10 protein-coding genes are annotated in these 12,589 nt (G+C 63.0%); 7 read left to right on the plus strand and 3 right to left on the minus strand.

What is annotated here, in order from left to right:
* The first annotated feature begins 2 nt into the window (after positions 1-2).
* The 3 genes from pip (at position 3) to rarD (ending at position 3,764) form a co-directional block, all read left to right on the plus strand.
* A complete protein-coding gene (gene pip / locus BLU35_RS03875) occupies positions 3-965 on the plus strand; it encodes a prolyl aminopeptidase (RefSeq protein ID WP_093232159.1) in 963 nt (320 codons plus the stop codon).
* 34 nt (positions 966-999) lie between these two features.
* Positions 1,000-2,616, plus strand: a complete 1,617-nt coding sequence (gene cimA, locus BLU35_RS03880; RefSeq protein ID WP_057252743.1) for a citramalate synthase — start codon at positions 1,000-1,002, stop codon at positions 2,614-2,616.
* A gap of 212 nt (positions 2,617-2,828) precedes the next feature.
* A complete protein-coding gene (gene rarD / locus BLU35_RS03885; RefSeq protein WP_093232160.1) occupies positions 2,829-3,764 on the plus strand; it encodes an EamA family transporter RarD in 936 nt (311 codons plus the stop codon).
* 73 nt (positions 3,765-3,837) lie between these two features.
* Here rarD and BLU35_RS03890 read toward each other — a convergent pair whose 3' ends face one another.
* Positions 3,838-4,458 (minus strand): LOG family protein, encoded by a 621-nt coding sequence (locus BLU35_RS03890; protein ID WP_057252740.1) that lies wholly within the window; start codon positions 4,456-4,458, stop codon positions 3,838-3,840.
* Positions 4,459-4,702: 244 nt separating this feature from the next.
* Here BLU35_RS03890 and BLU35_RS03895 point away from each other — a divergent pair, with 244 nt between their 5' ends.
* The 4 genes from BLU35_RS03895 (at position 4,703) to pssA (ending at position 10,260) form a co-directional block, all read left to right on the plus strand.
* Entirely contained in the window at positions 4,703-6,478 is a 1,776-nt protein-coding gene (locus BLU35_RS03895; protein WP_093232161.1) for a LysM peptidoglycan-binding domain-containing protein, read from the plus strand.
* Positions 6,479-6,674: 196 nt separating this feature from the next.
* Positions 6,675-8,561, plus strand: a complete 1,887-nt coding sequence (locus tag BLU35_RS03900; RefSeq protein ID WP_057252736.1) for an ABCB family ABC transporter ATP-binding protein/permease — start codon at positions 6,675-6,677, stop codon at positions 8,559-8,561.
* A gap of 115 nt (positions 8,562-8,676) precedes the next feature.
* Positions 8,677-9,375 carry a phosphatidylserine decarboxylase gene (locus tag BLU35_RS03905; protein WP_093232162.1) on the plus strand — a complete coding sequence of 233 codons (699 nt, stop codon included), beginning with the start codon at positions 8,677-8,679 and terminating at the stop codon, positions 9,373-9,375.
* A gap of 9 nt (positions 9,376-9,384) precedes the next feature.
* On the plus strand, positions 9,385-10,260 hold the full coding sequence (gene pssA / locus BLU35_RS03910; protein ID WP_093232163.1) for a CDP-diacylglycerol--serine O-phosphatidyltransferase: 876 nt from the start codon (positions 9,385-9,387) through the stop codon (positions 10,258-10,260).
* A gap of 76 nt (positions 10,261-10,336) precedes the next feature.
* Here pssA and BLU35_RS03915 read toward each other — a convergent pair whose 3' ends face one another.
* Positions 10,337-11,077, minus strand: coding sequence for an SDR family NAD(P)-dependent oxidoreductase (locus BLU35_RS03915; RefSeq protein WP_093232164.1), 741 nt, complete (start codon positions 11,075-11,077; stop codon positions 10,337-10,339).
* Positions 11,078-11,089: 12 nt separating this feature from the next.
* Positions 11,090-12,580 carry an amidophosphoribosyltransferase gene (purF, locus tag BLU35_RS03920; protein WP_057252730.1) on the minus strand — a complete coding sequence of 497 codons (1,491 nt, stop codon included), beginning with the start codon at positions 12,578-12,580 and terminating at the stop codon, positions 11,090-11,092.
* Between the last annotated feature and the right edge of the window lie 9 nt (positions 12,581-12,589).

Genomic DNA, 12,589 nt, shown 5'->3' on the forward strand with positions numbered 1-12,589 from the left:
AAATGACGACTGTACTGCGTACGCTCTACCCGGAAATCGAACCCTATGCATCGGGCCACCTCGATGTCGGCGACGGTCACGTGATCTATTGGGAAAAGGTCGGCACGCCAGGCGCCAAGCCTGCCGTCTTCCTGCATGGCGGACCGGGCGGCACGATTTCTGCCAACCATCGTCGCCTGTTCGATCCGGCGCTCTATGATGTGACTTTGTTCGACCAGCGCGGCTGCGGCAAGTCGACTCCGCACGCGAAGATCGAGGCCAACACCACATGGCATCTCGTCGCCGATATCGAGCGGCTGCGCGCACAGGCTGGGGTCGCCAAGTGGTTGGTCTTCGGCGGCTCCTGGGGATCGACGTTGGCGCTCGCCTATGCCGAGAAGCACCCGGAGCGGGTTTCGGAACTCGTGCTGCGCGGCATCTACACGCTGACGAAGGCCGAGCTCGACTGGTACTATCAGTTCGGCGTCTCGGAGATGTTCCCGGACAAATGGGAGCGGTTCATCGCGCCGATCCCGGAAGACGAACGGCACGAGATGATGCACGCCTACCACCGCCGCCTGATGAGCGACGACAAGGCGACGCGTCTTGCCGCCGCCAAGGCCTGGAGCATCTGGGAAGGCGAGACGATTACGCTGCTGCCGGAACTGTCGACGAGCGCACCTTTCGCCGACGACGAATATGCCGATGCCTTCGCGCGCATCGAAAACCACTTCTTCGTCAATGCCGGCTGGATGGACGACGGCCAGTTGTTGCGGGAAGTTCACCGGCTTCGCGGAATTCCCGGCGTCGTCATCCACGGGCGCTACGACATGCCGTGCCCGGCGAAGTACGCCTGGCAGTTGCACAAGGCCTGGCCGGGGTCCGAGCTCCATCTGATCGAAGGAGCAGGGCACGCCTATTCCGAGCCCGGCATTCTCGACCGGCTGATCCGGGCGACGGACCGATACGCAGGCAAGACCGAGTAAGACCAGCAAGAACCGAGCATTTGGACGATTAGCCATGACCAGGGAACGCATCTACCTCTTCGACACGACGCTACGGGACGGGCAGCAGACGCCCGGCATCGACTTTTCGGTCGAGGACAAGATTGCGATTGCGGGTCTGCTCGACGCGTTCGGCATGGACTACATCGAGGGCGGCTATCCCGGCGCGAACCCGACCGATACCGAGTTTTTCACGCGCAAGCGCACGCAGAGGGCATCTTTCGTCGCCTTCGGCATGACCAAGCGCGCCGGGGTTTCGGCGTCGAATGATCCGGGCCTCGCGGCCCTGCTTGCCGCAAAAAGCGACGCCATCTGTCTGGTAGCCAAGAGCTGGGACTATCATGTCGAGGTCGCCCTCGGCTGCACGAACGAGGAAAACCTCGACAACATCCGCGCTTCTGTCGAGGCGGTGGTCGCCTCCGGTCGTGAGGCGATGGTCGACTGCGAGCATTTCTTCGATGGCTACAAGGCCAACCCGGCTTACGCGCTCGCCTGCGCGAAGACCGCTTTTGAAGCCGGCGCCCGCTGGGTTGTGCTCTGCGACACCAATGGCGGCACGCAGCCGCCGGAGGTGCGCGAGATCGTCACTGCTGTGATCGCTGCCGGCGTGCCGGGCGCCAATCTCGGCATTCATGCCCACAACGATACCGGCCAGGCGGTCGCCAACTCGCTGGCGGCGGTGGAAGCCGGCGTGCGCCAGATCCAGGGAACGCTGAACGGCATCGGCGAGCGTTGCGGCAACGCCAATCTCGTCACGCTGATCCCGACGCTCGCGCTCAAGGAGACCTATTCCAATCGCTTCGAAACGGCGATCGATGCCGATCGCCTGCAGGAATTGACAAAGCTCGCCCATTCTTTCGACGAGCTGTTGAACCGCTCGCCGGACCAGCAGGCGCCCTATGTTGGCGCATCGGCCTTTGCCACCAAAGCCGGCATCCATGCTTCGGCGCTGCTCAAGGACCCGCGCACCTATGAGCACGTCGCGCCGGAAAGCATCGGCAACCTGCGCAAGGTCATGGTCTCCGATCAGGGCGGCAAGGCCAATTTCATCAACGCGCTGAAGCGCCGCGGCATCGTCGTCAGCAAGGACGACCCGAAACTCGACAAGCTGATCGCCATCGTCAAGGAACGGGAAGCGACCGGCTATGCCTATGAGGGGGCGGATGCGAGCTTCGCGCTGCTGGCAAGCCGCATCCTCGGCACGGTGCCGGATTTCTTCCACGTCGAAAGCTTCCGGGTGATGGTCGAGCGCCGCTTCGACGCCAACGGCCATCTGAAGACCGTATCGGAAGCGGTGGTGAAGGTGGTGGTCGACGGCGAGACGATGATGTCGGTTGCCGAAGGCCATGGCCCGGTCAATGCGCTCGACCTGGCGCTGCGCAAGGACCTCGGCAAGTACCAGTCGGAAATCGAAGATCTCGAACTGGCGGACTATAAGGTCCGTATCCTCAATGGCGGCACCGAGGCGATCACGCGCGTGCTGATCGAGTCGACTGACGGGACCGGCGCACGCTGGTGGACGGTGGGCGTCTCCGACAACATCATCGACGCATCCTTCCAGGCACTGATGGACAGCATCATCTTCAAGCTGTTGAAGAACCGCGACCATGTCGGCCTGATTGCCGCCGAATGACGTCGGCGGCAAGGTAGGGCAGGCTTCGCTGTGGTGGGATGATGAGCGAAACTCACCATCTCTTCACGGAAATGAATTGGTGCATTCCCGGGCGTTGGAGTAGGACGCATCCGTGGGAGTTTGCGCCGGTGGTAGGCCGCGCCTTCCCTTACGACTGGAGAGCGGCGCTTCGCCACTATGGCTCTCCGGCAAACACACCAGGAAAAGATGTTATGGCTGAGCCAAAAGCACCCGCCGAAAATACCGATTCCGCGAGAGGCTTTGCCTTCGCGCTGACCGCCTATCTGCTTTGGGGCTTTCTGCCCTTCTTCATGAAGGCCGTCGCACACATTCCGGCGCCGGAAGTGGTGGCGCACCGGATCGTGTGGTCGGTGCCGCTCGCGGGTCTGGTTCTGCTTTGGCTCGGTCGTACCGATGACATCAAGGTGGCGCTGCGCTCGCCGCGCATGCTGCGCATGGCGGCGTTGACCGCCGTGCTGATCACCATCAACTGGGGCATCTATGTCTGGGCGATTGGCGCCGGCCGCGCGATCGAGACGGCGCTCGGCTACTATATCAACCCGCTGTTTTCGATCTTCCTCGGCGCGGTGCTGCTGAAGGAAAAGCCGAACCCGGCGCAGATGGTTGCGATCGCGCTTGCGGCATCGGCCGTCGCCGTGCTCGCCTTCGATGCCGGCGGCCTGCCGTGGGTGTCGATCGGCCTTTGCCTGTCCTGGGGCTTCTATGCTTTCTTCCGCAAGACGCTGCCGGTCGGTCCGAACCAGGGCTTCTTCCTGGAGGTGTTGCTGCTCAGCGTTCCAGCGATCGGCTACATCATCTGGCTCGAGGCGACCGGGCAGGGGCATTTCGGCGATACTGGCACAGCCGATGTTCTCTGGCTGATGTCCTGCGGTGTCGTCACGGCCATTCCATTGATGATCTATGCCAACGGCGCCAAGCTGCTGCGGCTGTCGACCATCGGCATCATGCAGTACATCGCTCCGACGATGATCTTCCTGATCGCCGTTTTCGTCTTCCACGAGCCCTTTGGCACCGCGAAGCTCATCGCCTTCGGCCTGATCTGGGCGGCGCTGGTGATCTATTCGGGCGCGATGTTGGCCGAAAGCCGTGCGCGTCGCGCAGCATTGCAGGCGAGTCCGGCCGAGTAACGCAAGCGAATGGGACAAAAACGAAAAAGGCGCGCCGGTGAGCGCGCCTTTTTGTTGTCCGGGAATTAAAAGATCAAAGCCTGGAAATGATCTCAGCCTCGCCCTCGCGCCCGTTGCCACCACTGGCAGCAGCAAGAATGGTCGGAACGATGTCGACCGCATCATTGACGACGAGCGGCTGCACCAGGTGCGCCGTGTGTACGAAACCCTCCTCGCGCATGTGCTGCAGCAGATCCAGCATCGGCCGCCAGAAGTTATTGATGTTACCGAAGACCATCGGCTTGCGGTGACGGCCAAGCTGCGCCCAGGTCATGATCTCGACGATCTCTTCCAGCGTGCCGATGCCGCCCGGCAACGCCACGAAAGCGTCGGCCCGTTCGAACATCGTGTGTTTGCGCTCGTGCATGTCGGCAGTGACGATCAGTTCGTTCAGCTGGCCGAGCGAATGGCGGGTGGCTTCCTTGTCCATCAGGAATTCCGGGATGATCCCGGTGACTTCGCCGCCGTTGGAAAGGACGCCGCTGGCGACGGCTCCCATGATGCCGCGCGTGCCGCCGCCATAGACCAGGCGAAGACCGTGATCGGCAATCGAGCGGCCAAGTGCGCGGCCGGCTTCCATGTAGGCGTTGTCGCGTCCCGGCTGTGAACCGCAATAGACACAGATGGATCGAATCGTGCTTTTCTCAGTGCTCATGCCCCCAAAAAACATTGCAGCGCAGCATGGGTCAAGAAAAATGAGGGGAAAGCCGGGTTTCCGGCGGTTGCGGCGCCCTTGACTGCTTGTATGCCGAATCGCGAATCGCTAGCAATTTCAGGGATTGATTGAAGAAATCGGACGAGTTGCTTGCTGTTGCGCTATAATGAATGGCGCAAGCCCGCACCGCAGGCCGATGAGTGGGCATGCGCGGAGCGTTGCTCCGCTCCGTGTGGAGAGTGGCATGATCAAAAATAAGGCCGGCTGGGTGGCCATTACTGTCCTCGTGGCAGCGACAGCGTTGATGGTATTCGTGGTGCAACCGAACCTGCGTGGTGACGGCAAGAAGCCGGCGGACGAACCGGCCGCAGGCAACGCGAGCCAATCGAACGAGACTGCTTCTGGCACCGGTGGCCCGCAGGCGACCGAAGGAACCGCGAAGCCGCTGAACGCCAAGGCCGGTGAAGCCGAACAGACAGCCAATGCTGCGCCGACGAACGCACCCGCCGAAAATCCGGACGTGCCCGGTTTCGATGTGCTGCGCGTGGAGCCCGATGGATCGACCGTGATCGCTGGGCACGCCGAGCCCGGTTCGAAGCTCGAGATTCTGAGCGGCGACACCGTTGTCGGTACTGCCGATGTCGGCTCGACGGGTGACTTTGCGGCCGTCTTCGACAAGCCTCTGCCGGCTGGCGACTATCAGTTGACGCTGCGCAGCACCGGTGAAGACGGCACGGTGAAGAGTTCCGAGGAAGTTGCGACCGTCTCGGTTCCCAAGGACCCGTCCGGGCAACTGCTCGCCATGGTGTCGAAGCCAGGTGAGGCAAGCCGGCTGATCGCGACGCCGGAAGCTGCCAAGGCCGAAAGCGAGCAAGGGACCGACAACAAGCCGGCTGAGGTCGCATCGACGGCGACGCAGACGCCGCTCGCGACCGGTGACGCATCCTCGGCTCCGGCAAAGGCGCTCGGCGTTCCCGGCTTGCAGGTGAGTGCCGTTGAGATCGAGGGAAGCAAGATGTTCGTCGCGGGCAGCGCCAGGCCGCGTGCGCTGGTGCGCGTTTATGCGGATGACAAGCTGCTCGGAGAAATGAAGGCCGACGACAAGGGCAATTTCGTCGTCGATGGCGAGATCGAGTTGACCGTTGGCAGCCATATCATCCGCGCCGATATGCTGAACGAGGATGGCACCAAGGTCGCCATGCGCGCTTCGGTTCCCTTCGACCGGCCCGCAGGTTCGCAGGTCGCCGCCGTGGCACCGTCGGGTACGCCTTCGGCGACAGCCGGTCTTGACGGCGTACGCGCCGAGGCAGGCAAGGCGCTGGCTCTGTTGAAGGGGCTCTATGCCAATGGCAAGGTCCCGACAGGCGAGCAACTCGCCGCAGCGCGTTCCGCAACAGAGATCGCTCTGAAGTCGCTGGCCGACTTCCGGCTCGCCGACAGCTCCGATCAGGCGCTGGCCGCGGCCTCGGCACGGGCGTCGAAGGCGGCAGCCGATGCGCTGGCAGCCTTGAAGGCCGCGCCGCAGGATGCGCCGAGCGTTGCTTCGGCGCTTGCCAAGGTCGACGCGAGCGTCGGTCCGGTTCTGGCCGAGCGCGGCAGCGCGACGCCGGCGTCGGACGCGCAGGCCCAGCCGAAGGGCAATGCCCCGGCGCAGGGTGAACTGGCAAAGGCGATGGGTGCAGGCAGCGCAGTGGCGAGCGACGCCACGACGACGCCGGCGCCAAGCACTGAAACCGCAGCCGCGGCCCCCACGCAGGAAGAGCCTCAGACGGTCCAGCAGGAGCCGCTCAAGGAGAGCAAATCCTCCGTGATCATCCGTCGCGGCGACACGCTGTGGCAGATTTCGCGTCGCGTCTACGGTGCCGGCTTGCGCTACACCACGATCTACCTGGCCAACCAGGACCAGATCGAAGACCCGGACCGCATTCGCCCGGGACAGGTTTTCGGTGTGCCGGATAAGGCGCTGCCGGACGATGAATCGCGCGAGATTCACAGAAAGCACATGAAACACGAGCAATAGGCAGTCGATCGCCCGCCAACAACATTGCGGCGGCGGCGATGGATGCCTATCTCTCGATCAAGGGCGGCGCCTTCAACGAGGCGCCGCTTTTCATTGAACGGTGATGACGGCGCTGTAGAGGGAAAGCACGGTGCGGCAAGGCTCGTGGGGCTCCCTAAGCCGTCAAGCAGCGCGAAACGTAAGAGCGGATCAGAACGTGGCACCCCAGAAGAAAACTGTTTCGGCCGATACGAGCAATCCGTTGCAGACGATCGCCAATCTCTGGCCCTATATGTGGCCGACGGACAGGGCCGATCTCAAGCTCCGGGTCATCTGGGCAACGGTCATTCTGATCATCGCCAAGGTCGTTCTGATCCTCGTTCCCTATTCCTTCAAGTGGGCAACCGATGCGCTGAACGGCAAGCCGGATGCCTTGGGTTTCCTGCCTCAGTTCCTCACCGGCGCGGTGATGCTGGTGCTCGCCTACAATCTCGCGCGCTTGCTGCAGGCCGGCTTGAACCAGCTTCGCGATGCGCTGTTTGCAAGCGTTGGCCAACACGCGGTTCGCCAACTTGCCTACAAGACCTTTGTCCACATGCACCAGCTCTCGCTGCGCTTCCATCTGGAGCGGCGCACCGGTGGGCTTTCGCGCGTCATCGAGCGCGGCACCAAGGGCATCGAGACGATCGTCCGATTCACGATCCTGAACAGCGTGCCGACCCTGATCGAATTTCTGCTGACGGCGGTGATCTTCTGGTGGGGCTACGGTTTCAGCTATCTGTTTGTGACGGCCGTCACCGTCTGGCTGTACATCTGGTTCACGGTCAAGGCGAGCGACTGGCGCATCGCCATTCGCCGCTCGATGAACGACAGCGACACCGACGCCAACACCAAGGCGATCGACTCGCTCCTGAACTTCGAGACGGTCAAATATTTCGGCAACGAAGAGATGGAAGCCCGTCGCTTCGACAAGTCGATGGAGCGCTATGAGGCCGCGGCGACCCAGGTCTGGACGTCGCTCGGTTGGCTCAACTTCGGCCAGGCGCTGATCTTCGGCGCCGGCACGGCTGTCATGATGATCATGTCGGCGCTCGCCGTTCAGCGCGGTGAACAGACGCTCGGTGATTTCGTCTTCATCAACGCAATGCTGATCCAGCTTGCAATTCCGCTCAATTTCATCGGCTTCGTCTACCGCGAAATTCGCCAGGGCCTGACCGATATCGAGCACATGTTCGATCTGCTCGACGTACGCGCCGAAGTGGTGGATCGCCCGGATGCGAGCGAACTCGTCATCGGCAAGGGCGCCATCGCCTTCAAGGACGTGCATTTCGCCTATGATCCGGCGCGACCGATCCTCAAGGGCATTACCTTCGAAGTGCCCGCCGGCAAGACGGTCGCGGTCGTCGGCCCGTCGGGCGCCGGCAAGTCGACGCTCTCCCGGCTGCTCTATCGCTTCTACGACGTGCAGGAAGGGGCCATCACCGTCGATGGCCAGGACGTGCGGACCGTGACGCAAAAGAGCCTGCGCTCGGTCATCGGCATGGTGCCGCAGGATACCGTGCTCTTCAACGACACCATTGCCTATAACATCCGCTACGGCCGGGTCTCTGCCAGCGAGGCCGAGGTCGAAGCGGCCGCTGAGGCGGCACAGATCGCCGGCTTCATCCACACGCTGCCCGAAGGCTTCCAGGCCATGGTCGGCGAGCGTGGCCTGAAGCTCTCAGGCGGCGAGAAGCAGCGCGTCGCAATCGCCCGCACCATCCTCAAGGCGCCGCCGATCCTGATCCTCGACGAGGCGACATCGGCACTCGACACGCGCACGGAACAGGAAATCCAGTCAGCGCTCGACGTGGTCTCGCGCAACCGCACGACGCTCGTGATCGCCCACCGGCTTTCGACCGTCATCAACGCCGACGAGATCATCGTGCTGAAGGATGGCGTCATCGCCGAGCGCGGCACCCATGGCGAGCTGATTGACCGCGACGGCCTCTATGCGTCGATGTGGAGCCGCCAGCGCGAAGCAACGCAGGCCGAGGAGCAGTTGAAGCGCGTGCGCGAAAGTGACGATCTCGGCATCGTTACCCGCGGCGAGCCGGCGATCTGATGGCGTTTCTTTCTTTGCTGAGCGCGACGCGTTTTGTCGCTGTCTGGCGGGCAACGTTGCCCGCCAGGGGATTTCGCGCTAGTTCACGTTCCACGGAAAATCTGGAGTAGAGTTTATGAGCCTGGTCAATACGATCCGCAACACGCTCGTACCGGTGCACAAGGAAGGCTATCGCTTCGTCGCGATCTTCTTTGTCGTGTCGCTGGTGCTTGGCTTCCTGTGGGAGCCGTTGATGTGGATCGGCTTCGTGCTGACCGCCTGGTGCGCCTATTTCTTCCGCGACCCTGAACGCATGACGCCGATCGACGACGATCTGGTGATCAGCCCGGCCGATGGCCGCGTTTCGTCGATCGCAACGGTGCTGCCGCCGGAAGAGCTGAACCTCGGCTCAGAACCGATGCTCCGCGTTTCAGTTTTCATGAATGTGTTCAATTGCCATGTGAACCGTGCGCCGATGGCCGGCACCATCACCTGCGTCGCCTACCGCGCCGGCAAGTTCGTCAATGCCGAGCTCGACAAGGCCAGCCACGAGAACGAGCGCAATGGCCTGGTGATCGAGACCAAGCACGGCGCGATCGGAGTCGTTCAGATCGCCGGCCTCGTTGCCCGTCGCATTCTCTGCTGGAAGTATGAAAACGGCTCGCTGGAGGCCGGCGAACGCTTCGGCCTGATCCGCTTCGGTTCGCGCCTCGACGTCTTCCTGCCCGCAGGAGCTGAGCCGCGCGTCAGCGTCGGCCAGACTGCCGTTGCCGGCGAAACCGTGCTTGCCGAGTTCGGCTCGGCCAAGGGCCCGGTCCTCAGCCGTCGCGCATAAGGAGTGTACATGGAAGACTCTGAACAGGAAAACCCAGCCGAACCGCCGAAAGCTACCGGCGACGCGAGCGGTTCAAACGACACCGGTCGTGGTCCTCGGCTGCGCGAGATACCGCTGCGCCTGATGATCCCGAACCTGATCACGGTGCTGGCGATCTGTGCCGGTCTCTCGGGCATTCGGCTCGCCTTCGAAAACCGCATCGAGCTTGCGGTTGCCATGGTCTTGCTCGCGGCATTCCTCGACGGCATCGACGGCCGCGTCGCACGCCTCTTGAAGGCGACGTCGAATTTTGGCGGCCAGATGGACTCCCTCGCCGATATTATCAATTTCGGCGTTGCGCCGGCGCTCGTGCTTTACGTCTTCATCCTGGATCAGGCCCGCTCGATCGGCTGGATCGCGGCGCTGATCTACGCGATCGCCTGTGGCCTGCGGCTTGCGCGCTTCAACGTCATGGCCGAGCGCCAGTCCAAGGCGCCGTGGCAGTCGGAATATTTCGTTGGCGTGCCGGCACCGGCAGGCGCCATGCTGGTCCTGCTTCCGGTCTATCTCGGCCTCTTGGGATTGGCGCCCGAGCGCACCTTCGCGCTGATTGCATCGGGCTACACCGTGCTGATCGCCTTCCTGCTGGTCAGCCGTCTGCCGGTCTGGTCCGGCAAGTCGGAAAATAGCCGTGTGCGCCGCGATCTCGTCCTGCCGGCCATTCTCGGTGTCGTCTTCTATGTCGCGACGCTGATGACCTATACCTGGGAGACGATGGCGGTGACGGCCCTTGGCTACCTGATCACGCTGCCTTTCGGCGCGCGCTCCTGGCAGCGCAAATATGGCGGCGACTGGCCGGCCCATCCATCGACGGGCGGCGACGGCCTGCCGGGTGACAAGGACTGACTGAGTTTCAGCTAAGGTACAAAAAAGGCCACCGTGGTGACACGGTGGCCTTTTTGTTTGGAAAGCGCGCCGAAGCTTATTCCGGCATCCGGTAATCGACGATCTTGCCTTCGCGGACGATATAGAGCTTGCCGGTCTCGGTCTGCTCCGGGCCGACGAGCGGCAGAAGCTTGGCGGCAACTTCGGACGGATGCGGCACGGTCTCCGGATCCTCGCCGGGCATCGCCTGCGCGCGCATCGCCGTGCGGGTTGCGCCGGGATCGACACAGAGGATACGCAGCGGCAGGCGCTGGGTTTCGCCGGCCCAGGTGCGGGCCAGCGCCTCGACGGCGGCCTTCGATGCGGAGTAGGGGCCCCAGAAGGGCTTGCACTTGTGCGCGGCGCTCGAAGAGAGGATCAGCGCACGGCCGGCGTCCGATTTGATCAGCAGCGGCTCCAGCGAACGGATCAGCCGCCAGGTGGCGTTGGCGTTGATGGTCATCACCTTTTCGAACACCTTGGCCTCGACATGGCCGATCGGCGAGATCGTGCCGAGCACGCCGGCATTAGCGACCATGATGTCGAGCTTGCCCCAGCGCTCGTTGATGGCGCCACCGAGCTTGTCGATCGCTGCCATGTCGGCGAGATCGAACGGCACCAGCGTCGCCGAACCGCCGACCGCCTTGATCGCGTCGTCGAGTTCTTCAAGCCCGCCGACGGTGCGCGCGCAGGCGACGACATGGGCACCGGCCTTGGCCAGTTCGAGAGCGGTGAAATAGCCGATACCGCGCGATGCGCCGGTGACCACGGCCACCCGGCCTTTGAGATCGATCGTCATTTTATTGTCTGATTATCCGTTGCTGGCGAGAACCGAGAGTTTGCGGACATTGCTGGCGCCTTCCTGGTCGAGAAGGCGGGTCGGATAGTCCCCGGTGAAATAGTGGTCGGTGAACTGCGGCGCCTTCGGATCGCGCTTCTCGCCGCCGACCGCCTCATAGAGGCCGTCGATCGACAGGAATTCGAGCGAGTCTGCCCCGATGTAGCGGCACATGGAGGCGAGGTCGACATGCTGGTTGGCGAGCAGCTTGTCGCGATCCGGCGTGTCGATGCCGTAGAAATCCGGGTGGAAGATCATCGGGCTCGCGACCCGCACATGCACTTCGCGTGCACCGGCCTCCCGCATCATCTGCACGATCTTCACCGACGTCGTGCCACGCACGATCGAATCATCGACCAGAATGACGCGCTTGCCTTCGATCATCGCGCGGTTGGCTGAGTGCTTGAGCTTGACGCCGAAGGCGCGGATCTGCTGCGTCGGCTCGATGAAGGTGCGGCCGACATAGTGGTTGCGGATGATGCCGTATTCGAAGGGAATGCCGCTCTGCTGGGCATAGCCAAGGGCGGCCGGCGTTCCGCCGTCCGGTACCGGAACCACCACATCGGCTTCGACGGGCGCCTCCTTGGCGAGATTGATGCCCATGTTCTTGCGCGACACGTAAATGCTGCGGCCGCCGACGACCGAATCCGGGCGGGCGAAATAGACATATTCGAACAGGCAGAGGCGTTCCGGCTGCGATACCTCCGGCTTGCGAGAATCGATCGAGATCGATCCGTCGGGCTGGATCTCGCAGATGATCACCTCGCCGTTCTCGACATCGCGGACGTAAGTTGCGCCGATGATGTCAAGCGCGCAGGTCTCGGAGCAGAAGATCGGCTTGCCGTCGAGTTCGCCCATGACGAGCGGTCGGATGCCGATCGGGTCACGCGCGGCGATCAGCTTGGTGCGCGTCATCGCCAGCATCGAGTAGCCGCCTTCCATCTGTCGGATGGCGTCGATGAAGCGGTCGGACGAGGAGGCCTGCTTGGAACGGGCGATCAGGTGCAGGACGACTTCGGTGTCGGAGGTCGACTGACAGATGGCGCCATCGGCGATCAACTGACGGCGAAGGGTGAGGCCGTTGGTGAAGTTGCCGTTGTGAGCGATCGCGATGCCGCCGACTTCAAGTTCGGCAAAGAGCGGCTGGACGTTGCGCAGCGCCACTTCGCCCGTCGTCGAGTAGCGGGTGTGGCCGATGGACATGAAGCCGGGGAGCTTTGCCAGCGTCGCCGGGTCGGTGTAGTGGTCGCCGACGAGGCCCATGCGCTTTTCGGTGCAGAACTGCTTGCCGTCGAAGGTGACGATGCCGGCGGCTTCCTGGCCGCGATGCTGGAGCGCATGCAGGCCGAGCGCCGTCAGCGCCGCCGCGTCCGAGTGCCCCAATATGCCGAAGACGCCGCACTCTTCGTGCAGTTCATCGCCTTCGAGTTCATCGTGGATTTCCATGGATCTCAGATCGGTCATCACTGTCGC

It is taken from the genome of Sinorhizobium sp. NFACC03 (genome assembly GCF_900103435.1).
In the GTDB taxonomy this organism is placed as follows: domain Bacteria; phylum Pseudomonadota; class Alphaproteobacteria; order Rhizobiales; family Rhizobiaceae; genus Ensifer.